The 26,763-nt window shown below is 64.8% G+C and carries 21 protein-coding genes; 14 read left to right on the forward strand and 7 right to left on the reverse strand.

What is annotated here, in order from left to right; translation table 11 throughout:
- Nucleotides 1-7: 7 nt before the first annotated feature.
- The 7 genes from A6723_RS22695 to A6723_RS22730 form a co-directional block, all read right to left on the reverse strand.
- Nucleotides 8-1,003, reverse strand: a complete 996-nt coding sequence (locus tag A6723_RS22695; RefSeq protein ID WP_054909143.1) for a peptidase U32 family protein — start codon at nucleotides 1,001-1,003, stop codon at nucleotides 8-10.
- Between the two features lie 55 nt (nucleotides 1,004-1,058).
- Nucleotides 1,059-2,297, reverse strand: coding sequence for a gephyrin-like molybdotransferase Glp (gene glp / locus A6723_RS22700; protein ID WP_054909144.1), 1,239 nt, complete (start codon nucleotides 2,295-2,297; stop codon nucleotides 1,059-1,061).
- On the reverse strand, nucleotides 2,294-2,848 hold the full coding sequence (gene moaB / locus A6723_RS22705) for a molybdenum cofactor biosynthesis protein B (RefSeq protein WP_037015987.1): 555 nt from the start codon (nucleotides 2,846-2,848) through the stop codon (nucleotides 2,294-2,296). The genes glp and moaB overlap by 4 nt, the downstream gene beginning before the upstream one ends.
- Before the next feature lie 245 nt (nucleotides 2,849-3,093).
- Nucleotides 3,094-3,546: a molybdopterin synthase catalytic subunit MoaE gene (moaE, locus tag A6723_RS22710; protein WP_054909145.1), complete on the reverse strand. Its 453-nt coding sequence runs from the start codon at nucleotides 3,544-3,546 to the stop codon at nucleotides 3,094-3,096.
- A gap of 4 nt (nucleotides 3,547-3,550) precedes the next feature.
- Nucleotides 3,551-3,799: a MoaD/ThiS family protein gene (locus tag A6723_RS22715; protein WP_024765836.1), complete on the reverse strand. Its 249-nt coding sequence runs from the start codon at nucleotides 3,797-3,799 to the stop codon at nucleotides 3,551-3,553.
- Nucleotides 3,796-4,287, reverse strand: a complete 492-nt coding sequence (gene moaC / locus A6723_RS22720) for a cyclic pyranopterin monophosphate synthase MoaC (RefSeq protein WP_054909146.1) — start codon at nucleotides 4,285-4,287, stop codon at nucleotides 3,796-3,798. Before moaC ends, A6723_RS22715 begins: the two co-directional genes overlap by 4 nt.
- A gap of 269 nt (nucleotides 4,288-4,556) precedes the next feature.
- A complete protein-coding gene (locus A6723_RS22730) occupies nucleotides 4,557-5,948 on the reverse strand; it encodes a PhoH family protein (protein WP_024765838.1) in 1,392 nt (463 codons plus the stop codon).
- A 483-nt stretch (nucleotides 5,949-6,431) separates the two neighbouring features.
- Between A6723_RS22730 and yaaA the strand changes: the two genes are divergently transcribed.
- From yaaA to A6723_RS22800, 14 genes are all read left to right on the forward strand, one after another.
- Complete coding sequence (gene yaaA, locus A6723_RS22735) at nucleotides 6,432-7,211, forward strand: peroxide stress protein YaaA (RefSeq protein ID WP_024765839.1); 780 nt, start codon at nucleotides 6,432-6,434, stop codon at nucleotides 7,209-7,211.
- Nucleotides 7,212-8,252: 1,041 nt separating this feature from the next.
- Nucleotides 8,253-9,563 carry a GDP-mannose 6-dehydrogenase gene (gene algD / locus A6723_RS22740; RefSeq protein ID WP_024765840.1) on the forward strand — a complete coding sequence of 437 codons (1,311 nt, stop codon included), beginning with the start codon at nucleotides 8,253-8,255 and terminating at the stop codon, nucleotides 9,561-9,563.
- A gap of 263 nt (nucleotides 9,564-9,826) precedes the next feature.
- Nucleotides 9,827-11,308 (forward strand): mannuronan synthase, encoded by a 1,482-nt coding sequence (gene alg8 / locus A6723_RS22745; protein ID WP_037015978.1) that lies wholly within the window; start codon nucleotides 9,827-9,829, stop codon nucleotides 11,306-11,308.
- A gap of 49 nt (nucleotides 11,309-11,357) precedes the next feature.
- The gene (locus A6723_RS22750) at nucleotides 11,358-12,530 is read left to right on the forward strand and encodes an alginate biosynthesis protein Alg44 (RefSeq protein ID WP_054910083.1); all 1,173 of its coding nucleotides are present in this window, start codon (nucleotides 11,358-11,360) and stop codon (nucleotides 12,528-12,530) included.
- A 13-nt stretch (nucleotides 12,531-12,543) separates the two neighbouring features.
- Nucleotides 12,544-13,953 (forward strand): alginate biosynthesis TPR repeat lipoprotein AlgK, encoded by a 1,410-nt coding sequence (gene algK, locus A6723_RS22755; protein WP_054910084.1) that lies wholly within the window; start codon nucleotides 12,544-12,546, stop codon nucleotides 13,951-13,953.
- Between the two features lie 101 nt (nucleotides 13,954-14,054).
- Nucleotides 14,055-15,488, forward strand: coding sequence for an alginate export family protein (locus tag A6723_RS22760; protein ID WP_054910127.1), 1,434 nt, complete (start codon nucleotides 14,055-14,057; stop codon nucleotides 15,486-15,488).
- A 104-nt stretch (nucleotides 15,489-15,592) separates the two neighbouring features.
- Entirely contained in the window at nucleotides 15,593-17,242 is a 1,650-nt protein-coding gene (gene algG / locus A6723_RS22765; protein WP_054910085.1) for a mannuronan 5-epimerase AlgG, read from the forward strand.
- 11 nt (nucleotides 17,243-17,253) lie between these two features.
- Nucleotides 17,254-18,666, forward strand: coding sequence for an alginate O-acetyltransferase (locus A6723_RS22770; protein WP_054910086.1), 1,413 nt, complete (start codon nucleotides 17,254-17,256; stop codon nucleotides 18,664-18,666).
- A 35-nt stretch (nucleotides 18,667-18,701) separates the two neighbouring features.
- Entirely contained in the window at nucleotides 18,702-19,814 is a 1,113-nt protein-coding gene (locus A6723_RS22775; RefSeq protein ID WP_054910128.1) for a mannuronate-specific alginate lyase, read from the forward strand.
- Between the two features lie 341 nt (nucleotides 19,815-20,155).
- Nucleotides 20,156-21,718: an MBOAT family protein gene (locus A6723_RS22780; RefSeq protein ID WP_054910087.1), complete on the forward strand. Its 1,563-nt coding sequence runs from the start codon at nucleotides 20,156-20,158 to the stop codon at nucleotides 21,716-21,718.
- A 13-nt stretch (nucleotides 21,719-21,731) separates the two neighbouring features.
- Entirely contained in the window at nucleotides 21,732-22,916 is a 1,185-nt protein-coding gene (locus A6723_RS22785) for an alginate O-acetyltransferase (protein ID WP_054910088.1), read from the forward strand.
- Between the two features lie 80 nt (nucleotides 22,917-22,996).
- Nucleotides 22,997-23,644, forward strand: coding sequence for an alginate O-acetyltransferase AlgF (locus A6723_RS22790; RefSeq protein ID WP_024765849.1), 648 nt, complete (start codon nucleotides 22,997-22,999; stop codon nucleotides 23,642-23,644).
- 337 nt (nucleotides 23,645-23,981) lie between these two features.
- Nucleotides 23,982-25,424 carry a mannose-1-phosphate guanylyltransferase/mannose-6-phosphate isomerase gene (locus A6723_RS22795; RefSeq protein ID WP_054910089.1) on the forward strand — a complete coding sequence of 481 codons (1,443 nt, stop codon included), beginning with the start codon at nucleotides 23,982-23,984 and terminating at the stop codon, nucleotides 25,422-25,424.
- Nucleotides 25,425-25,717: 293 nt separating this feature from the next.
- A partial coding sequence (locus A6723_RS22800) for an Ig-like domain-containing protein (protein WP_218188784.1) occupies nucleotides 25,718-26,763 on the forward strand: 1,046 nt, incomplete at its 3' end.

Consider the following 26,763-nt stretch of genomic DNA (forward strand, 5'->3'; position numbering starts at 1 on the left):
GATGTCCTCACTGCCAGGAGCGATGGTAGGCGCCCAGGGTCGTCTGGTGGCCTTCGGAAAGCTTGTCCAGGGCATCCTGCCACTGCGTCAGCGCACGGTAGTTCTCCGGTGCGCGTTGCCACGCATCCAGCGCCTGGCGCCAGACGCGGGTGACCTGCTCGACATAGGCCGGGCTGCGCTGCCGGCCCTCGATCTTCACCGCCGCCACACCGATCTCCGCCAACTGCGGAATCAGGTCGATGGTGTTCAGGCTGGTGGGCTCTTCCAGCGCATGGAAGCGCTCGCCGTTGACCACGAAGCGGCCCTTGCACAACGTCGGGTAGCCGGCCGGCTCATCCGGCGCGTAGCGGTCGATCAGTACGTCGTTGAGGCGCGAGGTCAGGCCTTCGGGCTCCTCGCTCCAGCGCACCGCCTTGGCCGGCGAACAGACCCCGCACAGATTCGGCGACTCGCCGGTGACATAGGACGACAGGTGGCAACGCCCCTCGGCCATGATGCACAGGCTGCCGAAGGCGAAGACTTCGATGGGCACCGGGCTGTTCGCCGCCACCTGGCGCACCTGCGCCAGCGACAGCACGCGCGGCAGCACGGCGCGGCGGATGCCGTAGCGCTCGTGGTAGAACGCCAGCGCCGCCACATTGGTGGCCGAGCCCTGCACCGAGAGGTGCAGCACCAGGTTCGGATGGCGCTTGGCGGCGTAGCCGAGCACCGCGCAGTCGGCGGCGATCAGCGCATCCACGCCCAGGTCGGCGGCGTGGTCCACGGCGCGTTGCCAGCGGGCCCAGCCAGCCGCGCCGGGATAGGTGTTGACCGCCACGTACATCTGCTTGCCGGCGTCGTGGATCAGGTCCACGCCCTGGCGCAGTTGGCGATCATCGAGGTTGAGGCCGGCAAAGTGCCGGGCGTTGGTGTCGTCGCGAAAGCCGACGTAGATGGCGTCGGCGCCTTCGCGCAGGGCCGATTTCAAGGCGGGCAGACTTCCCGCCGGGCAGACCAGTTGCATGTTTCCCCCTGGTACTACGGAGGCCGCCGGCCCCCGCCGGCAGCCGGGAACGGCGTCAGGCGCCGAGTTCGCTGAAAGACAGGAACGGCAGCGGCTCGCCAGCGTGCAGGGTGCGCCCGGCCTCCACCAACGCCAGGCCATCCGCCCAGCTCGCCGCGCGCAGCATGGCCGAGCCCTGCTGCGGGTGCAGGCAAATGCGCGCCACGCCGCTGGCATCGAGTTCCAAGCGCGCGCGCAGGTACTGGCGGCGCGAGTTGGCGGCGGGCCAGTCGAAGCCTGCCGGCAACGTCACCGGCAGCGTCTGCACATCGCTGCGTCCCTGGGCGCGCCAGAGGAAAGGCCGCGCGACGACCAGGGCGGTGACCAGGGCAGCGGCCGGGTTGCCCGGCAGACCGATCCACGGCTTGCCCGAAACACTGCCAAAAGCCAGTGGCTTGCCCGGCTGCATTTTCAACTTCCACAGGTGCAGCTCGCCCAGTTCGCGGATCGCCTGCTTGAGGTAGTCGCGGTCTCCCACGGAGACGCCGCCGCTGGTGATCAGCACGTCCCATTCGGACGCAGCGAGGCTCAGTGCATCGCGGCTGGCCGCCAGGGTGTCGGCGAGCACGCCGTAGTCATGCACTTCGATGCCCCAACCGCGCAGCAGTGCGCCGATGCTGAAGCGGTTGGCGTTGTAGATCTGCCCCGGCGCGAGCGGCTCGCCGGGCTCGCGCAACTCGTCGCCGCTGCTCAGCAGGCAGACCCGCAACGGCCGGTAAACCGCGACGCGATCCAGCCCGACGCTGGCCAGCAGGCCGATGTCCTGGGCGCGCAGTTTCTGTCCGGCACTGAGCAGGGCCTCACCGCTGCGGAGCTCTTCACCACGCCGGCGCACATGGCTGCCGAGGGCTACCTGGGGAACCAGCAAACGTTCGCCCTCGACCTCGCAGTCCTCCTGGGCGATCACGCTGTCGGCACCCGGTGGTAGCGGCGCGCCGGTGAAGATGCGCATGGCCTGGCCCGGTTGCAGCACAACGTCGGCGGCATCGCCCGCGGCGGCGATGTAGCCGGCGATCTTCAGCCGCGCGCCGGCTTCTCCCGTGTCGTCGCTGCGCAGGGCGTAGCCGTCCATCGCGCTGTTGTCCCACAGGGGCAGGTCGATGGGTGAGCGGATGTCCTGCGCGAGGACGCGACCCAGGGCGCTTTCCAGGTCGACGTGTACGGTCGGCGGCGCCACGGGAGCGAAATCCATCAGCGCGGTGATGGCCTCATCCACCGGGCGCAGGCCGGCGCCGGAACAGCCGCAGCCGCTCACGAGCGGGTACCGCAGGCCAGCACCGGGCGCTCGGGCAGGCGCTTGAGATGGGGAACGAAATTGCAGGGCTTGGTGCGGCTGTCCAACTGCTGGACGAGGATTTTTTCCCAGGCCGTCAAGCAGGCGCCGGTGGAGCCGGGCAGGCAGCAGATCAGCGTGCCGTTGGTGATACCGGCGATGGCGCGGGACTGGATGGTGGAAGTGCCGATTTCCTCACGGGAAATCTGCCGGAACAGTTCACCGAAGCCGTCCACGGTGCGTTCCAGCAGGGGAGCCACGGCCTGCGGGGTGTTGTCACGCAGGGTGAAGCCGGTGCCGCCGGTGATCAGGCCGACCTGGACCTTGGGATCGGCGATCCAGGCCGAGACCACAGCGCGAATCTGGTAGATGTCGTCGATCACCAGCCGGCGCTCGGCGAGGGCATGGCCGGCACGCTGCAGGGAGGTGACCAGGGCCTGGCCGGAGGTATCGTTGTGCAGGCTGCGGGTATCGCTGACGGTGAGGACAGCGATCTCCAGCGGCTGGAATTCCGGGGTGCTGAGATGGCTCATGAGGGGGCTCTCCGATTCGGAGCAAAAAGGGCTGGCGCCAGCCTGCGCCCCTTCTCCCCTGCCGCCCATTCCTCCTCGGAGGTACTGCCCCGGCGCGTGCGGGGCATCGCCGCTCAGCAGAGACGGCGGATAAAGCGTTCCGCTTTATCCGCCCTACGTTGAGCGCTTTCGTAGCTTCCGGACAAACCCTAGGGCGCATAACGCCTACGGCGTTATCCGCCAACCGTCGCCTCGGGGATAACGGCTCAGCCCTTCCAGCGGTCGGCGGCTTCCTGATCGCTGCAACGGCCTTCGACCCAGCGCGGGCCGTCGCTGGTGTCTTCCTTCTTCCAGAACGGCGCGCGGGTCTTGAGGTAGTCCATGACGAAGTTGCAGGCATCGAACGCTGCCTGGCGGTGGGCACTGGCGGCGCCGACGAAGACGATGGGCTCGCCCGGTTCCAGGCGGCCGATGCGGTGGAGGATTTCCAGGCGCAACAGCGGCCAGCGCTGGTTGGCTTCCACTTCGATCTTTTCCAGCGCCTTCTCGGTCATGCCGGCGTAGTGTTCGAGGAACATGCCGCCCACTTCGCGCCCATCGTTGAAATCGCGCACGTAGCCGACGAAGCCGACCACCGCGCCCACGCCGACGTTGGCGGCGTGCATCGCATTGAGTTCGGCGCCCGGATCGAACGCCGCGGGCTGGACGCGGATCGCCATGGGCTCAGCCTCCGGTAACGGTGGGGAAGAACGCCACCTCGTCGCCATCGGCGAGGGGCTCGTCCAGGGAGCACAGCTCCTGGTTGCGTGCGCACATCAGGTTCTGCTCGCCGAGCACGTCCCAGGCGCCACCGCGCTCCAGCAGCAGGCGCCGCAGGTCGTCGAGGCTGGCCAGGGAAGCGCTCCAGTTCAGTTGCTCGCCATCGAGACCGAGGGCTTCGCGGTAGCGGGCGAAGTACTGCACGCGGATCATGGGGTGTCTCCTGCGGAACGATCTGTCGCCACGTAATGGCCGCTCTTGCCGCCGAGCTTCTCCAGCACCCGCACGCTGTCGATGGTCATGCCACGGTCCACGGCCTTGCACATGTCGTAGATGGTCAACGCGGCGACGCTGGCGGCGGTCAGCGCTTCCATCTCGACACCGGTCTGCCCGGCCAGCTTGCAGCGGGCAACGATGTGCACGGTGTCTTCGCCCTCGGCGGCCAACTCGACCTTGACGCTGGTGAGCAGCAGCGGGTGGCACAGCGGGATCAGCTCATGGGTCTTCTTGGCTGCCTGGATGCCGGCGATGCGCGCCACGGCGAAGACGTCGCCCTTGGGGTGGCCGCCGTCCTGGATCAGTTGCAGGGTCGCCGGGAGCATGCGCACCCGGGCTTCGGCCACGGCTTCACGGGACGTCACGGCTTTTTCAGTGACATCGACCATGTTGGCGCGGCCCTGGGAATCGAGATGGGTCAGCACGAGTGGGCACTCTCCGGAGAATCAGGGGAACAGTTTAACCCCGACACGCGGGGCTGGCAGACCGGCGAGCGGCGCGTTGGGGGGAGGATTGTATACAAGAAGAGGTATGCACGGGCTACCGCCGGCGTCGCCAGGGTTCGCGAGCAAGCTCGCTCCTACAAGAGCATGTCGCGCCGGACCTTGGGGAGCGAGTTTGCTCGCGAACAACCTGGAAGCAGGAATAAAGAGGCCCGCCAAATGGCGGGCCCTGCTGAGTGAGTGGAAGTGGCCTACATGTGCGCTTCGGCGAACTCCGCCAGCACCGAGCGCGGCACCCCTTGCAGGGTCACGTGCACGCCGTGGGGGAAGTCCTTGAAGCGTTCGGTCAGGTAGGTCAGGCCGGAGCTGGTGGCCGACAGGTAGGGGGTGTCGATCTGCGCCAGGTTGCCCAGGCAGATCACCTTCGAACCGTTGCCCGCCCGGGTAATGATGGTCTTCATCTGGTGCGGGGTGAGGTTCTGGCACTCGTCGATCAGGATCAGGCTCTGCTGGAAGCTGCGGCCGCGGATGTAGTTCAGCGATTTGAACTGCAGCGGCACCTTGCTGAGGATGTAGTCGACGCTGCCGTGGGTGCACTCGTCATCCGAATGCAGGGCCTCGAGGTTGTCGGTGATCGCGCCGAGCCAGGGCTCCATCTTCTCCGCCTCGGTGCCGGGCAGGAAGCCGATGTCCTCGTCCAGGCCCTGCACGCTGCGAGTCGCGATGATGCGCTTGTAGCGTTTGGTGACCATGGTCTGCTCGATGGCGGCGGCCAGCGCGAGGATGGTCTTGCCCGAGCCGGCAGCGCCGGACAGGTTGACCAGGTGGATGTCCGGGTCCAGCAGCGCGTACAGCGCCAGCGACTGGTACACATCGCGCGGTCGCAGGCCCCAGGCTTCCTGGTGCAGCAGCGGCTCCTGGTGCAAGTCGAGGATGGTCAGCTCGTCCTGGTCGATCCCCTTGATCCAGCCGACGAACCCCTGCTCATCGACGATGAACTCGTTGATGTGGACCGCCGGCAGGTTGTCGGTGAGTTGCACGCGGTGCCAGGTCCGACCGCGGTCCTGGCGGGTCTCCACCTTGCTGACGCGGTCCCAGAACGATCCGCTCAACGAGTGGTAGCCACGCGACAGCAGGTTGATGTCATCGACCAGCTGGTCGGTGTGGTAGTCCTCGGCAAATACCCCGCACGCACGCGCCTTCAGGCGCATGTTGATGTCCTTGGTGACCAGCACCACGCGCTTGCTGCTATGACGACTCTTCAGCTCCACCAGCTGGTTGATGATCTTGTTGTCGTTGAGGTGCTCGGGCAGCCAGGTGATCGGCTCGGCGCGCTTGCTCATGAGGATCGACAGGCTGCCGCAGGGGCCGCTCTTGCCGCGCTGGATGGGCACGCCATCCTCGACCTGCTCGGGCGAGGCTTCGCCCAGTACCGAGTCGATCAGACGGATCGCCTGGCGACATTCCGCGGCCACGGTGTGTTTGCCGGTCTTGAGCTTGTCCAGTTCCTCCAGCACCGTCATCGGGATGGCGACGTGGTGCTCCTGGAAATTCAGCAAGGCGTTGGGATCGTGGATCAGGACGTTGGTGTCGAGGACGTACAGGGTGGGCTGGGTGGGGCGGGAGCGTCCGTGGTCATCCATACGCGGGTCACCTCTTGTGGGGGCGTTCGACGGAATGCCGCTACAGCGCTCCGCCGTGCTGCGAACCACCTGCTCTCGAAGCCTGGGATCAGGGCAGGAATCGAGAGAACTGCATGAAGAGGACGGGCCGGGCCGGGGCCGCCACCTGTCTGCAGGGTTCGGCGGTCTACGTCTCAACAAATACAGGAAAAAACATGACGATAAAAAGTCTTTTTCCTTCCTAAGAAGGTTTTTTTCGTCGTACGACGAAATACCTTGGCGAGGGCCTCGGACAGCGCTAGTTTTAGGGGTCCCACCTCCCGTATTTCCCAGTCTTTCCCTCGACGGATCAGTCCCTTAGCCCAGCACTCCGGCAGCTGGCGCCGCGCCAGGCCCAGCCTCTGCGCCCTGCGCCTTCCTCTATAGAGAAGCTAATCGTCCCCATAGGTGGAGCCAACGCTCGCGACTCCTTACAATCGCCGCTCGCTTGTAGGAGACCGCACGATGCTGATGGTGATTTCCCCCGCCAAGACCCTGGACTACGACACCGCGCCGGTGACGCAGCGCTTCACCCTGCCCGAGCACCTGGACGACGCACAGGAGCTGATCGGCATCCTGCGGGAACTGGCCCCGGCACAGATCGCCGAACTGATGCACCTGTCGGACAAGCTGGCCGGCCTGAATGCCGCGCGCTTCGGCAGCTGGCACCCGGAGTTCACCCAGGCCAATGCCAAGCAGGCGCTGCTGGCCTTCAAGGGCGACGTCTACACCGGCATGCAGGCCGAGGACTTCAGCGAAGACGACTTCGATTTCGCCCAGCAGCATTTGCGCATGCTTTCCGGCCTCTACGGCGTGCTGCGGCCGCTGGACCTGATGCAGCCCTACCGCCTGGAGATGGGCACCAAACTGGCCAACGCCCGCGGCAAGGACCTCTACGCCTTCTGGGGCGAGCGCATCAGCGGCTGGCTGAACGAGTCCCTGGCCGAACAGGGCGACGATGTGCTGCTCAACCTGGCCTCCAACGAGTATTTCGGCGCGGTGAAGCGCAAGGCGCTGAACGCGCGGGTGATCGACACCGAGTTCAAGGACCTGAAGAACGGCCAGTACAAGATCATCAGCTTCTACGCCAAGAAGGCCCGCGGGATGATGGCGCGCTACGTGATCAAGGAGCGCCTGAGCAACCCCGAAGGCCTGAAGGACTTCAACTACGCGGGTTACGCCTACAGTGCCGAGCACTCCAAGGCGGACCAGCTGGTGTTCCTGCGCGACCACGCCGACGACTAAGTTGCCCCACCTGCTGCACCGAACGGGAGCCCTGAGGCTCCCGTTTTCGTTTCGATCCCCCCTTCCTGTCGGACGCGCGAGCTTCGGTGGGGCGCCTCGATGGTGCGGTGACGCCGGTTGCTGAGCCCGCACGCCCCGCAAAAACCTGCCTGATACCAAGTGGCCTGTAAGCCATTGACCATGGAACTGCGCGGTCACGGGGGCCTGAACTGTACGTTTACTGCTCAAAACACCCCCTAATGCCCACACGGTGAAAATGGTCAAAATGACCGTTCGTCTGCTTCGGGATTAATCGTGAGAAATTTTTTCCGCCATCCGAACCGACCGGATGGATGGAAATCGTCCCGATTCGCTCCTGCCCTTGTAATCCATTGGCCATTAACAGCCCTTGGCCATGACATGCATTTCACGATTGCACTTTGCAAGAGAGAAAGCTGAACGGCAGCTGAACGAATGTCTTACCGACGATACACGGTCGTTTTTAACGAAAAATTCAATGGAACTTTTCCCGACCATGCACTTTGCACTGGAAGGGCCAAGTCGCGAATGGCCATTAATCCAGCATCAAGTGATATCAATTGGATATTTCAAATAATTTCCGAGGTGGGATGAGCGGAAGGAACTAACCGCATTTGAGATAAATCCTATTTGCGCAACGATCATCGATGGCGACCAGAAAGTGCCTCGGTGAGAAATTGGAGATTAGGTTCCAAGGTTATTTCGATTGGCAATCAGCGATTGAACTAAGCACCTAACCCAATGAAAAAACTGAACTTTTAAGATGACGAGGCAATCATCTAACCAGACTTGAGCACGCCAGGACGGAGAACGCACCAACTTTGCAATCCGCCTGAAACATAACAGGGCAACTATTAAAAGTTCGCCCCAAGACTGTGCTCGAAAGTTTAGCACTCGATTCCCATGCCTGCCTGGAAGGAAGTACGGAAGAACTCGAAAGAGCATCTTCCGAGGGTTCTTGCACCCTTTTAAAAACGCCCACGGGGCAACTTAAACAGTTCGACCATTGAAGAGGTGAATGCGATGCGTATCAGCATCTTTGGTCTTGGGTATGTTGGCGCAGTATGTGCCGGCTGCCTGTCCGCACGAGGCCATGAAGTCGTTGGGGTGGATGTCTCCACCACCAAGATCGATCTGATCAACAACGGGAAGTCGCCCATCGTCGAACCGGGTCTGGAGCCTCTGCTGGAGCAAGGCATCCGCACCGGTCGCCTGTCGGGCACCACCGACTTCAAGAAGGCCGTACTGGACACCGACGTGTCGTTCATCTGCGTCGGCACCCCGAGCAAGAAGAACGGCGACCTGGACCTGGGCTACATCGAGTCCGTGTGCCGCGAGATCGGCTACGCCATCCGCGAGAAGAAAGCGCGCCACACCGTGGTCGTGCGCAGCACCGTGCTGCCGGGCACCGTGAACAACGTGGTGATCCCGATCATCGAGGATTGCTCGGGCAAGAAGGCCGGCGCCGACTTCGGCGTGGGCACCAACCCGGAGTTCCTGCGCGAATCCACCGCGATCAAGGACTACGACTTCCCGCCCATGACCGTCATCGGTGAGCTGGACGCCCAGACCGGCGACCTGCTGGAAGAAATCTACCGCGAACTGGACGCGCCGATCATCCGCAAGACCATCGAGGTCGCGGAGATGATCAAGTACACCTGCAACGTCTGGCACGCCGCCAAGGTCACCTTCGCCAACGAGATCGGCAACATCGCCAAGGCAGTCGGCGTCGACGGCCGCGAGGTGATGGACGTGATCTGCCAGGACCGCAAGCTGAACCTCTCGCGCTACTACATGAAGCCCGGCTTCGCCTTCGGCGGCTCCTGCCTGCCCAAGGACGTCCGCGCCCTCACCTACCGCGCCAGCCAGCTGGACATCGAACACCCGATGCTCGGCTCGATCATGCGCAGCAACCAGCACCAGGTGCAGAAGGCCTTCGACATCATCGCCGCCCACGGCAGCCGCAAGGTCGGCCTGCTCGGCCTGTCGTTCAAGTCCGGCACCGATGACCTGCGCGAAAGCCCGCTGGTGGAGCTGGCCGAGATGCTCATCGGCAAGGGCTACGAGCTGCAGATCTTCGACCGCAACGTCGAGTACGCCCGCGTCCATGGCGCGAACAAGGAGTACATCGAATCGAAGATCCCGCACGTTTCCTCGCTGCTGGTCTCGGACCTGGACGCGGTCGTGAAGTCCTCCGACGTGCTGGTGCTGGGCAACGGCGACGAGCTGTTCGTCGACGTCGTCAAGCAGGCGCCCGAGGGCAAGAAGGTCGTCGACCTGATCGGCTTCATGCCGAGCGTCACAGACGACCGCGCCGAAGGCATCTGCTGGTAATTGGGTTTCGATTGGCTGCGCGTCGGCCCGGTGTCGTTGGAGAGGAACTCGGAAATGCTCATTCACTTCAGTGAACTCCGCTTCCTCGTCCCTCTCCGCGATCCACATGGATGTGGTGAATGCAGCAGGCCCGCCGGGAGCGGGCGCTGCCTAACCGGACTCTAGCTCGCTCAATCGAGTCCATGCCTTCAGAAACCAAAAGCGCCGGTTACCGACCCGCCCAGCGGGCCGGTAACCAAGCCCCACCAGACGGATAGACGACGATGGAAACCTACAAACGAGTGATCGGTGAAGCCACGGGCTGGCTGGTCTTTCTCAGCCTGCTGATGCTGCTGGCGCTGCTGGTGCCACCGACCGTATTCGACGCCGAGTCCAAGGACTTCCTGCTGCTGATCGGCGCGGTCGGTATCTGGCGCTATTCCATGGGTGGCCTGCACTTCCTGCGCGGCATGCTGTTCCTCTACCTGGTCTACCCGCACTACCGGCGCAAGGTCCGCAAGCTCGGCGACGCAGCCGACCCGTCGCACGTTTACCTGATGGTCACCAGTTTCCGCATCGACGCGCTGACCACCTCCATGGTCTATCGCTCGGTCATCGAAGAAGCCATTGCCTGCGGCTACCCCACCACCGTGGTGTGCTCCATCGTCGAGATGTCCGACGAGGTGCTGATCAAGCAGCAGTGGCAGAAGCTCAACCCGCCGGACCACGTCAAGCTCGACTTCGTGCGTATCCCCGGCACCGGCAAGCGCGACGGCCTGGCCCACGGCTTCCGTGCCATCTCCCGCCACCTGCCGGATGAGCACGCGGTGGTCGCGGTGATCGATGGCGACACCGTGCTCGAACCCGGCGTGGTGAAAAAGACCGTGCCCTGGTTCAAGCTCTTCCCCAACGTCGGCGGCCTGACCACCAACGAATTCTGCGAAGTGCGCGGCAGCTACGTGATGAGCGAGTGGCACAAGCTGCGCTTCGCCCAGCGCCACATCAACATGTGCTCCATGGCCCTGTCCAAGCGCGTGCTGACCATGACCGGGCGCATGTCGGTATTCCGTGCTGCCGTGGTCACCGACCCGGACTTCATCACCGACGTCGAAAGCGACCACCTGGACCACTGGCGCCTGGGCCGCTTCCAGTTCCTCACCGGTGACGACAAGTCCAGCTGGTACAGCCTGATGCGCCTGGGCTACGACACCTTCTACGTGCCGGACGCGGCGATCAACACGGTCGAGCACCCGCCGGAGAAGAGCTTCATCAAGGCCAGCCGCAAGCTGATGTTCCGCTGGTACGGCAACAACCTTCGGCAGAACTCCCGCGCCCTGGCCCTCGGTCCGCAACGCCTGGGCTGGTTCACCAGCGTGGTGCTGTTCGACCAGCGCCTGTCGATGTGGACCTGCCTGCTCGGCCTGGTCGCCGCGATCATCGCCAGCATCAAGTACAGCATCGCCTTCCTGCTCATCTACCTGCTGTGGATCGGCATCACCCGCTTCGTGCTGACCCTGCTGCTGTCGCTGTCGGGCCACCACATCGGGCCGGCCTACCCGGCGATTCTCTATTACAACCAGATCGTCGGCGCCCTGGTGAAGATCTACGTGTTCTTCCGCCTCGACCAGCAGTCCTGGACCCGCCAGAACACCAAGCTCGACCGCGGCCTGGCCAGCTTCCAGCGCTGGTTCAACACCTGGTCCTCGCGCGCCATGACCTTTTCCGCGGCCAGCGTTTTCGTCGCCGTACTGCTGACCATCGTCTGAAGGCTCCCTTTAGCCACGCCCCTTTTAGCTACGAACAGGACTCGACCCCATGAATACCGCCGTCAACGTCAATGTCGTGCATGAATCCGAAGCCCAGCGCCAGCACGCACGGGTCAAGCTGCCCGCGCGCATCCGCTACATCGGTGGCAACCGCGAAGGCGTCGATGCGCGCCTGCTGGACCTGTCCGCCGGCGGTTTCGCCTTCAGCTCGGCGAACAACACCCCGGTCCAGGTCGGCGACCTGCACAAGGGCAAGCTGCTGTTCCAGATCGACAGCATCAGCTTCTCCCTGGAGGTGGAATTCCAGGTGCGCTCCTATGACCGCGACAGCGGCCGCGTGGGGTGTGAATTCCAACACCTGAAGCCGCGCGAGATCGCTGCCCTGCGCTACCTGATCACCTCCTACCTGGCTGGCGAAGTGATCAGCGTGGGCGACATGCTCAACACCCTGCAGCGCGAGAACTTCACCAAGGCCCGCAAGCACGGCGCAGGTTCGGGCGGCATGGGCTTCTTCGGGCGCTTCCGCGCCGTCACCGTGAGCACCGCGATCTTCGTGGTCGGCGTCGGCGCCTTCGCGGTGATCCTCAACCAGATCTACAACCTGTACTTCGTCACCCATGCCGATTCGGGCGTGGTCAGCGTGGCCAACCAGCAGATCACCATGCCCCGCGAAGGCACCGTGGAAAGCCTGGTGGAGCCGGGCGCGGAAGTCGCCAAGGGCGCGCCGATCGCCTCCTTCTCCGCCAACCTGCTGGACCTGCTCAAGGGCAACCTGACCGAAGAACAGCTCAACCCGAGCAACATCGAGAAGCTCTTCGGCCACCAGATGAAAGGCACCCTGACCAGCCCGTGCGATTGCCGCGTGGTCGAGCAGCGCGTCGCCAACGGTCAGTTCGCCAACAAGGGCGACGTGATCTTCACCCTGACCCCGCGTGACAGCACCGCCACCGTCGAGGCGCGCTTCCCCTACCGCAACGCCGCCGAGCTGTCCCCTGGCACCCACGTGAACTTCCAGGTCGCCGGCGACAGCGAAGTACGCGGCGGCCGCATCCTGCGCACCGCACCGGTGGACGGTGACCTGTCCTCGGAAATCCGCGTGCAGATCACCCCCGACCAGCCGCTCGACAGCCAGATGGCTGGCCGCCCGACTGAAGTCAGCATCGGCGGCCTGCCGGGCCGCACCCTGCTGAACAAGGCGATGGCCCTGGCCACCGCTCGCTAAGAGGACTGCCCGCATGAATCGACCTGTCTTGCGACACGCCCCGGACCTGGCCCGACACCTTGGATTGGCGCTGGCCATCGCCGCAGCCGCCGGTTGCGCCGGCCTGCCCGACCAGCGACTGGCCCAGGAAGCCCTGGAGCGCGGCGACATCGCCACCGCCCAGGCCAACTTCCAGGCCCTGGCGACCATGGGTTACGCCGACGCACAGGTCGGACTGGCCGACATGCAGGCCGCCACCGGCGACCCCGACGAGCAGGCCCGCGCCGAAAAGCTCTACCGCGAAGCCGCCGAGAGCTCGCCGCGCGCCCGCGCCCGCCTGGGCAAGTGGCTGGCGGCCAAACCCGGCGGCACCGACGCCGAACACCGCGAAGCCGAGCAACTGCTGACCCGTGCCTTCAACGAAGGCGAGGACAGCGCGCTGGTGCCGCTGGTGGTCCTCTACCTGCAGTACCCGCAGGCCTGGCCGAACGTGAACCCGCAGCAGCGCATCGACCAGTGGCGCGCCCAGGGACTGCCGCAGGCCGATCTGGCGCAGATCATCCTGTACCGCACCCAGGGCACCTACGACCAGCACCTCACCGAAGTCGAGCAGGTCTGCCAGCGCTGGCTGAACCGCATGGACGTGTGCTGGATGGAACTGGCCACCGTGTACCAGAAGCAGGGCAACGCGGATAAGCAGAAAGCCCATATCGAAGCGCTGAAGGCAGGCTGGAAGGCCGGCCGCGTGCCCTCCGAGCGCGTCGAATCGGTGGCCGGCGTGCTGGCCGATCCGAACATCGGCACCGCCGACCCGCAGGCCGCGCAGGCGCTGCTTACCGAGATCGCGCCGACCTACCCGGCCGCCTGGGTCAGCCTCGCCAAGCTGCAGTACGACAACCCCGACCTGGGCGACCTCGACCAGATGCTCGACTACCTGAAGAAAGCCCAGGACGCCGCCCAGCCCCGCGCCGAGCTGCTGCTCGGGCGCCTCTACTACGACGGCAAGTGGGCCCCGCAGGAACCGCAGAAAGCCGAGCAGCACCTGCTCAAGGCCGCCGCCAGCGAACCCCAGGCGCACTACTACCTGGGCCAGATCTACCGCCGCGGCTTCCTCGGCCAGGTCTACCCGCAGAAGGCCGTGGATCACCTGCTGATCGCCGCCCGCGCCGGCCAGGCCAGCGCCGACATGGCCCTCGCCCAGCTGTATTCGCAGGGCCGTGGCGTGCGCCCGAACCTGGTCAACGCCTACGTCTTCGGCGAACTCGCCCAGCGCCAGCAGGTGCCCACCGCCAGCGACCTGATGGCGCAGCTCGAACCGCAGATCCAGCCGGCCGACCGCAGCGCCGCGCAGCAACTGCTCAAGCGTGAAGAACAGGCTCGCGGCGCCAACTGGCAAGCCACCGTCAGCCTTCTGCAGAACAACCAGGAACAAGAAAACCTATGAAGCGCATCGACCCGATGACCACCCCGCCGTTTGCTCTTATCGAAGGGATTAAGCCGCGAGCTCTGGCTACCGCTGTTCGCCGCGCCCGCCTGTTCCCTGCCATGTTCGGCGTCGGCCTGAGCCTCGCCGGCACCCTGTTCGGCAGCCTCGCCCATGCGGCAGAAGAGCCGCCGAAGAACTTCGGCATCGACATCAAGGTCACCGCCGAATCCGAGGATGATCGCGACCTGGGCACCGCCCACGGCGGCGACCTCAACGGCATCGGCCTGGACCTGCGCCCCTGGGCCTTCGGCCAGTGGGGCAACTGGAGCGCCTATGTGATGGGCCAGGCAGTTGCCGCCACCGACACCATTCAGACCGACACCCTGCAGAACGACGACGTCAACAACGACAGCAGCGGTCGCAGCGACAACAAGCGTGAGCCGGACGACGCCTACCTCGCCCTGCGCGAATTCTGGGTGGACTACGCCGGCCTCACTCAGTACCCCGGCGAGCACCTGCGCTTCGGTCGCCAGCGCCTGCGCGAAGACAGCGGCATGTGGCAGGACACCAACATCGAGGCCCTGAACTGGACCTTCGACACCACCCTGCTGCGCGCCCACCTTGGCGCCGCCCAGCGCTTCTCCGACTACCGTACCGACATCACTGACCTGGCGCCGGACGACAAGGACCGCACCCACGTCTTCGGCGACATCTCCACGCAGTGGATGCCCCACCACTGGGTCGGCCTGCGCGTGCACCACGCCGACGACAGCGGCAGCCTGCCGGACCCGGGTGAAACCGTCGAATCGCTGGACAAGCGCTCCACCGGCGACCTCACCTGGGTTGGCATCGAGGCCAACGGCGACGGCTACAACTGGCGCTCGCAGATGCCCATCAACTATTGGGCCAGCGCCACCTGGCTCACCGGTAACCGCGACCGCCTGACCACCGTCCCGGTAAACGGCGAGCGTGTCGCCGCCGGCAAGCAGAGTGGCGATGTGGATGCCTACGGCGCGGACCTGGGCCTGCGCTGGAACATCGACGAGCAGTGGCGCGTCGGTGGCGCCTACGCCCGTGGCAGCGGCGGCGGCAAGAACGGCGAAGACCAGTTCGAACAGACGGGCCTGGAGAGCAACCGCTCCAACTTCACCGGCACCCGGGCCCGCGCACACCGCTTCGGCGAAGCCTTCCGCGGTGAGCTGTCGAACCTTGAGGCCGCCACGCTGTTCGGCTCCTGGCAGCTGCGCGACGACTATGACGCCAGCGTCATCTACAACAAGTTCCGCCGCGTGGACAGCGATTCGGACATCGGCAACAGCGGCATCACCGCGCCGCTGGTCAATGACTCCAAGGACATCGGCCAGGAAGTCGACCTGGTCGTCACCAAGTACTTCAAGCAGGGCCTGCTGCCGGCCTCGATGAGCCAGGCGATCGACGAGCCGTCGGCACTGATCCGCTTCCGCGGCGGCGTGTTCAAGCCCGGCGATGCCTACGGCAGCCACGTCGACTCGACCATGCACCACGCCTTCGTCGATGTGATCTGGCGCTTCTGAGGACTGTAGCGATGAACATCCGTCAGCTACCCGCACTCGCACTCCGCCGCTCCCGGCGCGTAGCCGGGTACCTGGCGGATGACCGCGCGCAAGGAGACATGGCCATGAACCGCCACCCGTTACACGCCCTGCCGCTGACCGCGCTGCTGCTCGGCGGCCTGCTCAGCGCCGGCGCACCGGTCTGGGCGGCGCAGCCCGCGGCCAAGGCCGAGAGCAGTGCCAAGGCCGCCGCGAAAGGCAGCGAAGAGAAAACCGCCGAGGAACATCCCGGCGCCGAGCCCGGCAAGACCCAGACGCTGAAGGAGTCCGGCAACTACACCGTGACCGCCGCGCCCAGCGAACCACTGCACCTGGAACCGCCCAAGCTGCCCGACCTCACCGGCTACACCGCCGAAGCGGTGGAGAAGAAGATCGAGCGCAAGAAGCCCGGCCGGGCCCACATCGAGCGGATGGTCCAGCAGCAGCCGCTGAAGGAATTCACCGGCGGCAAGAACCGTCTCGCCGAGTGGGTGAAGCGCCAGCGCCAGATGCCCCAGGCAATCTTCATCGACGGCGGCTACGTCAACCTTGCCGAACTCGTCGGCAAGCTGCCGAAGACCGCACTGGAGCAGGTCGAACCAGGTGTTTACATCGCCCGCCTGCCCATCGTCGTCAGCCAGGGCGCGACCCTGGAGATCGACGGCAAGGTCAAGGAACTACGCCTGTCCCAGGACCGCGGATCGTTCCTGGTCAACGACGGCAAGCTGTTCGTGCGCGACACCAAGGTCACCGCCTGGAACGAAGCGAAGAAGGAACCCGCGTGGTTCAAGACCCCCAACGAATTCCGCCCCTTCCTGATCTCCTGGGGCGGCGCCGAGGCCTACCTGGTGAACAGCCACTTCGTAAGCTTCGGTTACAACGCTTCCAAGGCCTATGGCATCTCCATCTCGCAGTACAGCCCGGGCATGGACAAGACCATGAAGCGCCCGCGCCCGAAGGGCTGGGTGATCGGCTCGACCTTCGAGGACGCCTGGTACGGCTTCTACTGCTACGAAGCCGACGACCTGGTGGTACGCGGCAATACCTACAAGAACAACATCGTCTACGGCATCGACCCGCATGACCGCTCGCACCGCCTGATCATCGCCGAGAACACCGTCTACGGGACGAAGAAGAAGCACGGCATCATCGTCTCCCGTGAGGTCAACGACAGCTGGATCATCCACAACAAGACCTACGACAACCACCTCTCCGGGATCGTCCTCGACCGTAATTCCGAGCGCAACCTGGTGGCCTACAACGAGGTGTACCGCAACCACTCCGACGGCATCACGCTCTACGAGTCCGGCGACAACCTCATCTACGGCAACCAGGTGCTGGCCAACCTGCGCCACGGCATCCGCATCCGCAACAGCGTGAACATCCGCCTGTACGAGAACCTCGCGGCCGGCAACAAGCTCATCGGCGTCTACGGCCACATCAAGGACCTGACCGACACCGACCGCAACATCGACCTCGACCCCTTCGACACCAAGGTCTCGCTGATCGTGGTCGGCGGCAAGCTGGCCGGCAATGGCTCGGGCCCGCTGTCGGTGGATTCGCCGCTGTCGCTGGAGCTCTACAAGGTGGCCATGCTCGGCCCGACCAAATCTTCCGGCATCAGCTTCAACGGCGTGCTCGGCGAGAAGCAGGACCAGATCCTGGACCTGCTGGTGCGCCAGCAACGCGCGGTGCTGATCGACCCCGTCGAAAGCCAGGCCGAACTGCAAAATTGAGGACCCGACACATGAAACGACTGACCATCAACCTGCTGTGCCTGTCGGGCCTCTCCGCTGCCCTGCTGCTCGCCCACCAGGCCAACGCCGCCGATGCACCGAGCTACACCGCACAACCGGCCGCCGGCCTGTGCCCCACCGCGTCCAACGACGCGGCGTACAACACCAAGTACCTGGGCTTCTTCACCCACCTGGTACCGGCGCAGGAAGACTGGCTGTTCCGCACCACCTACGACCTGCGCACCGACTTCGGCACCAGCGCCGAAGGCTGGCGCGAGCTCAAGCAACTGCGCGACGAACTCAAGCGCAAGGGCATCGACCTGGTCGTGGTCTACCAGCCCACCCGTGGCCTGGTGAACCGCGAGAAGCTCAACCCGCAGGAGAAGGCCAGCTTCAACTACGACCTGGCGAAAAAGAACTACCAGGCGGCCATCGCCCAGTTCCGCAAGGCCGGCATCTACACCCCGGACTTCTCGCCGCTGTTCGACGAGAAGCAGGAGCATCCCTACTACTTCAAGGGCGACCACCACTGGACGCCGTACGGCGCGATGCGCAGCGCGAAGATCGTCGCCGATACCCTGAAGGAAATCCCCGCCTACAACGACATTCCCAAGAAGGAATTCGAAAGCAAGCGCGTAGGCCTGCTGTCCAAGCTCGGCACCTTCCACAAGGCTGCCGCACAACTGTGCGGCAGCAGCTACGCCCCGCAGTACGTCGACCGCTTCGAGACCGAGCCGGTGGGCGATTCGGGCGGCGGCGATCTGTTCGGCGAAGGCGGCGATGCCCAGGTTGCGCTGGTGGGTACGTCCAACAGCGGCCCGGCCTACAACTTCGCCGGCTTCCTGGAGCAGTACGGCAAGGTCGACATCCTCAACAACGCCGTGTCCGGCGGCGGCTTCGACAGCTCCCTGCTGGCCTACATGACCAGCAAGGAATTCCACGACAAGCCGCCGAAGATCCTCATCTGGGAATTCGCCACCCACTACGACATGGCGCAGAAGAGCTTCTACCGCCAGGCCATGCCGCTGGTGGACAACGGCTGCGCCGACGGCAAGCCGGCCATCAGCCGCAAGGTCAAGCTGCACGCGGGCAGCAACGAGGTGCTGCTCAACAGCGGCGCCCTGCCAATCCGCTCGGGCAGCTACACCGCCGACGTCACCTACTCCGACCCCGGCGTGCACGAACTCAAGAACACCATCTGGTACATGAACGGTCGTCGCGAGCAGCTGAAGATCGAGCAGTCCAAGGCCGTGGATACCGGCGGACGCTACGTCTTCGAACTGCGCAACGACGAAGACTGGTCGAACCAGCAGTTCCTCTCCCTGGAGATCGAGGCGCCGGACGACATGCCGGCGGGCCTGGAAGTCGAGGCCAAGCTCTGTCAGACGCCCAAAGCCAAGTCGGCCGACGTGGCCGCAAACTGAAGCGAGGGACAAGCACCATGCCCAGCCTCCACAAGATCAAGACACCCGTTGTCGCCCGCATCGGCCTGACCATCGCGGTGCTCGGCGCGCTGTTCGGCGAGAGCACCACCTACGCCGCCGACCTGATGCCACCGCCGGGCTACTTCTCCGCCGTCGGCGACAAGGGCAGCAAGAAGGACGCGGACAGTTGCCCCACCGCCCCGACGCCCTACACCGGCAGCCTGCAGTTCACCAGCAAGTACAAGGGTTCAGACTCGGCGCGCGCCACCTTCAACGCGGATGCGGACAAGGAGTTCCGCACCCAGATCAAGGACATCACCGACATGGAGCGCGGCGCCACCAAGCTCATCACCCAGTACATGCGCAGCGGCAACAAGGGCGACCTGGACTGCGCGATGAACTGGCTCGATAGCTGGGCGAAGGCCGGCGCGCTGGAAAGCACCGATTTCAACCACACCGGCAAGTCCATGCGCAAATGGGCGCTGGGCAGCCTGTCGTCGTCCTACATGCGCCTGAAATTCTCCAGCAGCCGCCCGCTGGCGGCCTACTCCGAACAATCGAAGGAGATCGAGAACTGGTTCAGCACCCTGGGCAGCCAGGTGGTGCGCGACTGGAGCGACCTGCCGCTGAAGAAGATCAACAACCACTCCTACTGGGCCGCCTGGTCGGTGATGTCCACCGCCGTGGTGACCAACCGCCGCGACCTGTTCGACTGGTCGGTGCAGGAGTTCAAGGTTGCCGCCAACCAGGTGGACAACGACGGCTACCTGCCCAACGAACTCAAGCGCCGCCAGCGTGCGCTGTCGTACCACAACTACTCGCTGCCGCCGCTGACCATGATCGCCGCCTTCGCCCAGGTGAACGGCGTCGACCTGCGCCAGGAAAACAACGGCGCCCTGCAGCGCCTGGCCAACCGCGTCATGCAAGGCGTGGATGACCAGAACGCATTCGACCAGAAAACCGGCAACGACCAGGACATGGCCGACCTGAAGGAGAACAGCAAGTTCGCCTGGCTGGAACCCTACTGCGCGCTCTACAGCTGCGCGCCGAAGACCCAGGACTGGAAGAAGAAGATGGAGCCGTTCAACAGCTTCCGCCTGGGGGGTGAAGTGACCAAGGTTTTCAACCGTCAGGGGGCGGGGAGCTGAGGCCGAAAGGCAAGAGCCCCTCTCCCCCGCCCTCTCCCTGAAGGGAGAGGGAGCTTTCCGAGTGATCGGGAAGTACTGAGTCAGCCGGCATGCACGAAAACAGCAGCCAGCACGAATACCCCCTCTCCCTCTGGGAGAGGGCTGGGGTGAGTGCAAGCCCTCGCTCCGATGCAACAGCTACACCACCCGACCCACGCAACCAAAGACGCGGGCGGGCGCAGCAGATTGAGCACCACATGGGGAGGAATTGGCGGGTTGCCCCGGCCTTTCCTCAAGGCGTCGAACAGACGCCGGAAGGTCCGGAGCGACTCAAGGTTTGAAGCTCCAGAGAGAGACGCGGAATGGTCTTTTCTTCCAACGTGTTCCTGTTCCTGTTCCTGCCGGTCTTCCTCGGCTTGTATTACCTGAGCGGGAACCGCTACCGGAACCTCCTGCTGCTGGTCGCCAGCTACATCTTCTACGCCTGGTGGCGGGTGGACTTCCTCCTGCTGTTCGCCGGCGTCACCGTATTCAACTACTGGATCGGCCTGCGCATCGGCGCCGCCGGCGTACGCACCAAGGTTGCCCAGCGCTGGCTGCTGCTCGGCGTGGTGGTCGACCTCTGCGTGCTGGGCTACTTCAAGTACGCCAACTTCGGCGTGGAGAGCCTCAACGAGATCATCACCTCGTTCGGCATGCAGCCCTTCGTGCTGACCCACATCCTGCTGCCCATCGGCATCAGCTTCTACACCTTCGAATCGATCAGCTACATCATCGATGTGTACCGCGGCGACACCCCGGCCACGCACAACCTGATCGACTTCGCGGCATTCGTGGCGATCTTCCCGCACCTGATCGCCGGCCCGGTGCTGCGCTTCAAGGACCTGGTCGACCAGTTCAACCACCGCACCCACACCGTCGACAAGTTCGCCGAAGGGTGCACCCGCTTCATGCAGGGCTTCGTCAAGAAGGTGTTCATCGCCGACACCCTGGCCGCGGTAGCCGACCACTGCTTCGCCCTGCAGAACCCCACCACGGGTGACGCCTGGCTCGGCGCGCTGGCCTACACCGCGCAGCTGTACTTCGACTTCTCCGGCTACAGCGACATGGCCATCGGCCTGGGCCTGATGATGGGCTTCCGCTTCATGGAGAACTTCAACCAGCCCTATATCAGCCAGTCGATCACCGAGTTCTGGCGGCGCTGGCACATCAGCCTGTCCACCTGGCTGCGCGACTACCTGTACATCAGCCTGGGCGGCAACCGCGGCACCACCTTCCAGACCTACCGCAACCTGATCCTCACCATGCTGCTGGGCGGCCTGTGGCACGGTGCCAACGTCACCTACATCATCTGGGGCGCCTGGCACGGCGTGTGGCTGGCCATCGAGCGCGCCCTGGGGGTGAACGCCGCGCCGCGCGTGCTCCATCCGCTGAAGTGGGCCTTCACCTTCCTACTGGTGATCGTCGGCTGGGTGATCTTCCGCGCCGAGAACCTGCACGTGGCCTGGCGCATGTACGAAGCCATGTTCAGCTTCGGCGACTGGAAGCTCTCCGAGCTCAACCGCGCCAGCCTCACCGGCCTGCAGGTCGGCACCCTGGTGATCGCCTACCTCGTGTTGGCCTTCTTCGGCATCCGCCAGTTCTACAACCAGCCGATGCAGGACAAGGCACCCAAGGCCGCCGCGAAGACTGAACAGGTCAACGCCGACGGTCCGGCCAGCGCCCAGCCGCGTACCCCGGCCATGGCACGGCAGGACCCGGCCGCCATCGCCTATTCGCCCAGCGGCGCCGCCGTCTACCAGCCGCACTGGATGACCCAGCTGCCGATACTGGCCACCCGACTCGCCCTGCTCCTGCTGTTCGCCGCTTCGGTGCTCAAGCTTTCGGCGCAGAGCTACTCGCCGTTCCTCTACTTCCAGTTCTGAGCGAGGCCGGATCATGCAATCGACCACTCAACCCAAGATCAGCAAACCCCTGCAGTACGCCTACATCGCCGCCTTCGGCGGCATGCTGCTGGGCCTGGCCGGCTGGTCGCTGAAGGCTTTCCCGAGCTTCTCCGCCGCCGAAGGCACCACCGTGCTCAACGGCAAGCTGGCCCACGCTTTCGAAGGCCACTACGACGACGAATTCCCCATCAAGCGCCTGGGCACCAACCTCTGGGCCGCGCTGGACTACACCGTTTTTGACGAGGGCCGCCCCGGCGTGGTGATCGGCAAGGACGGCTGGCTGTTCACCGATGAAGAGTTCAAGCCCGCGCCGACCCAGCAGCAGCTGGACGACAACTGGGCGCTGGTGCGCGGTGTGCAGCAGGAGCTGGAACGCCGCGGCGTGAAGCTGGTGCTGGCAATCATCCCGGCCAAGACACGCCTGTATCCCGAGTTCGTCGGCAAGGAGCAACCGGCCACCCTGCACGCCTCGCTCTACACCGACTTCCTGCAGCGTGCCCGCCAGGCCGGCATGGCCGCGCCCGAGCTGCTGGGGACGCTGGAGAAAGCCAAGGACAACGGCCAGGTGTTCCTGCGTACCGACACCCACTGGACCCCGCTGGGCGCCGAAGCCGTGGCCCAGCGCCTGGGTGAAAGCATCCGCCAGGGCCAGGGCGCCGACCTGCCGACCCAAACCTTCGTCACCGAAGCCGGCAAGAGCGGCGCGCACAAGGGCGACCTGCTCACCTTCCTGCCGCTGGACCCGCTGTTCACCGACCTACTGCCGCCCGAAGACCAGCTGGAACAGCGCCAGACCCATCCGGCCGACGACGCCACGGCGGCATCCGAAGGTGGCGGCGACCTGTTCGGCGACAGCGCCCAGCCGCAGATCGCCCTGGTCGGCACCAGCTACAGCGCCAACCCGCGCTGGAACTTCGCTGGCGCGCTGAAGCAGGCGCTGTCGGCGGACGTCATCAACTACGCCAAGGAGGGCAAGGGCCCCCTGGAACCGATGCTCGAACTGCTGCAGGACGAAGGCTTCAAGAAAGCCCCGGCCAAGCTGCTGGTCTGGGAATTCCCCGAACGCTACCTGCCGATGCACAGCGACCTCAGCCAGTTCAACCAGGACTGGCTGGCGCAACTGCGTGCGGACGGTAACCGCGACGAACGCCTGGCTTCCAACCAGGCCGCTCACTGACCCGAACACCCACGGCGCACCAAGCGCTGGAACTGGGCACCTCTTGTGCCCCCCAAGAGAGAAAGACGGAGGTACACCCCATGAACCGACTGAGCATTCGCACCCTGAAGTCGTCCGCCCTCGCCCTCGCCCTGGGCGCCGCTTCCTTCGGCGCCTTCGCCGGCGGTGAAGGCGCGCTCTACGGCCCGCAGGCACCCAAGGGCTCCACCTTCGTGCGGGCTTACAACGCCGGCAGCTCGGAGCTGTCCGTCAGCGTCGGCAACGCCACCCTCAACGACATCTCGCCGCTGGGCTCCAGCGACTTCAAGTTCCTCCCGCCGGGCAACTACACCGCCAAGGTCGGCTCCCAGAGCCTGCCGGTGAAGCTTGATCCGGACGCCTACTACACCCTCGTCAGCCAGCCCGGCGGCCAGCCGCGCCTGGTGCCCGAGCCGCCGTTCAAGAACAAGCAGAAGGCCCTGGTTCGCGTGCAGAACCTCAGCGGCAAGGCCCTCACCCTGAAGACCGCCGATGGCAAGACCGAAGTGGTCAGCAACGTCGCCCCGCAAAGCCACGGCGACCGCGAGATCAACCCGGTGAAAGTCAACCTCGCCCTGTTCGACGGCGCCAAGAAAGTCAGCGACCTCAAGCCCGTCACCCTCGAGCGCGGCGAAGTGGTCTGCCTCTACGTCACCGGTGACAGCAAGCTGAACCCGGTGTGGGTGAAGCGTCCGGTGAAGGCGGACTGAGTAGGTCGGCGATGACGTGCCAACGCGTACCACTCGCCCTCTCCCTAACCCTGGCTGCGCGCCCCGCTCCGAAGGGAGAGGGGACTGGATTGGCGCAGGTGGAAACCATGGCATCAGTCGGCACGAACAACTCCCTCTCCCTTCAGGGAGAGGGCTGGGGAGAGGGTGCTAGACCCCGCTCCCAAACAACGATGCAAAACAACAAGACCGGCCCCACACCGGCAGCAAGACCCGTGCGCCGCAGCGACGGCAAGCACTGGAGAGGTCACCCAAACCGCAGGCCGGCCCACACGATGTGGTCCGGCAGACAGAACGCAAACGCTTAAGGAGAAACCCGATGATTCCAGTAATTCTTTCCGGTGGCAGCGGCTCGCGACTCTGGCCTCTTTCGCGCAAACAGTATCCCAAGCAGTTCCTGGCCCTGACCGGTGAACACACCCTGTTCCAGCAGACCCTCTCGCGCCTGGTGTTCGAAGGGATGGAGCCGCCGGTGGTGGTCAGCAACCAGGAGCACCGCTTCATCGTCCAGGAGCAACTCGAAGCGCTGGACCTCAAGACCCAATCGATCCTGCTCGAACCCTTCGGCCGCAATACCGCGCCGGCGGTCGCCATCGCCGCCATGAAGCTCATGGCCGAGGGCCGCGACGAGCTGCTGCTGATCCTCCCGGCCGACCACGTGATCGAAGACCAGCGGGCCTTCCAGCGCGCCCTGGCGCTGGCCACCAACGCCGCCGAAAAGGGCGAGATGGTGCTCTTCGGCGTCCCCGCCAATCGCCCGGAAACCGGCTACGGCTACATCAAGGCCGGTGACGAGCGCGGCCTGCCGGACGGCGTTATCCGCGTCGAGCGCTTCATCGAAAAACCCGACGAAACCCGCGCCCAGCAGTTCGTCGAGGACGGCGGCTACTTCTGGAACAGCGGCATGTTCCTGTTCCGCGCCAGCCGCTTCCTGGAGGAGCTGAAGAAGCACGACGCCGACATCTACGACACCTGCCTGCTGGCCCTGGAGCGCAGCCAGCACGACGGCGACCTGATCAGCATCGACGCCGCCACCTTCGAATGCTGCCCGGACAACTCCATCGACTACGCCGTGATGGAAAAGACCCGCCGCGCCTGCGTGGTGCCGCTGTCCGCCGGCTGGAACGACGTCGGCAGCTGGTCGTCGATCTGGGAAGTGCATGACAAGGACGACGACGGCAACGTCACCATGGGCGACGTGATGGTCCACGACAGCCACAACTGCCTGGTGCACGGCAACGGCAAGCTGGTGTCGGTGATCGGCCTGGAAGACATCGTGGTCGTCGAGACCAAGGACGCCATGATGATCGCCCACAAGGACCGCGTGCAGGACGTCAAGAAGGTGGTCAACCAGCTCGACGCCGCCGGCCGCAGCGAGACCCAGAACCACTGCCAGGTCTACCGTCCCTGGGGCTCCTACGACTCGGTGGACATGGGCGGCCGCTTCCAGGTCAAACACATCTCGGTCAAGCCGGGCGCGCGCCTGTCACTGCAGATGCACCACCACCGCGCCGAGCACTGGATCGTCGTGTCCGGCACCGCCCAGGTGACCTGCGACGACAAGACCTTCCTGCTGACCGAAAACCAGTCCACCTACATCCCGATCGCCTCGGTCCACCGCCTCGCCAACCCCGGCAAGATCCCGCTGGAAATCATCGAAGTGCAATCGGGCAGCTACCTGGGAGAGGACGACATCGAGCGTCTGGAAGACGTCTACGGCCGTACCACCGAGAACGTCGAAGTACAGGCGGTGGTTCGCTGAGCTGAGGGTCACTGGACCTGGCGCTTTCCCCCATCGGCGCCGACGCCCCCGCACCTCATGGTGCGGGGGCTTTTTTATGGGTGGCGTTGGCCAACGGCATAACTGCCTTCCCCGCCCGTGCCCCTCCGGCGGCGGGTTTGCGTCGTGCCCCATGCGGGGCAAACAATCCTGCCATTTCCTACGCAGCCATGGGCTTCTACGCCAACTATCCCGGCGAATTCGGATATCGGGGTAGAAATGGCGAGTCAATACTGGGCGGCTTTCCCACTCTATCGACATCCGGAGAACAACCCATGGGACAGATCGTCCTCATCGCCGCCAAAGAAGACTCAGCCACTCGCATGATCGTCGAGGGTGGCGGTGGCGTGAAAGTAGAGCGGGGCACCCGATACATTTTCAGAACCGCTGCCGCCAGTACCCTGGTCGATCCCATCGAGGTAAAGCGCGAAGGCCAGGACCTGCTGGTCTTCCTCAAGGACGACAGCACGCCCGAGCTGACCCTTCTGGGCTACTTCGACCCCGGCATGAATGCGCAGCTCTACGGCCTCGATGACGACGGCCAGCCACGTGCCTATATACCTGCCGATGGTGGAGCCATCAGCGGCCACCTGACACTGCTGGACGGAGAGTCGACGCACATCGCCCTGAACGGTCCCGTCCTGAGCGATACCCCGGTTATCACCGCATCACAGGACTACAGCGCCGGGTTCATCACCTGGCCGATCCTCGCCGGTGCGGGCGCGCTGGGCGTGCTGGCCACCTCGCTGCACTCCTCGGGCGGTTCGGGCCACTCGGGAAACGACACGGCTGCAGCGCCACAGGTGGCCATTACCCGGCTGGTCAGCGACTCCGGCACTGACGCCGGCGATATCGTGCCCAATGGCGCCACCAGCGACACCACCCCGGAAATCCGCGGCACCGGAACGGTCAACGCCACCATCACCCTCCATGACGGTGCGGACACTCTTGGCACCACCGTAGTCCWGCCCGACGGCACCTGGAGCTTCACCCCCRCACAAGCGCTGACGCTGGACACCCACAGCATTACCGCCACCGCCACGAACGCCGACGGCCACTCCAGCCAGTCAACCGCTGCCTTCGTGATCGTCATCATCGATGCGCCAATCGTCGAGCCGCTCCCGGACGAAGCCCCCCAGGTCGCCATCAGCCGGCTGCTCAATGACGTCTATCCCCTGCAAGGGGACATCGAACCTGATGGTACGACCCCTGATACCCACCCGGAGATCATCGGCACCGGCACGGTCAATGCCACCATCACCCTCCATGAAGGTGCGGACACTCTTGGCACCACCGTAGTCCAGCCCGACGGCACCTGGAG

This window comes from Pseudomonas sp. AU11447 (assembly GCF_001672555.2).
GTDB lineage: Bacteria > Pseudomonadota > Gammaproteobacteria > Pseudomonadales > Pseudomonadaceae > Pseudomonas > Pseudomonas nitroreducens.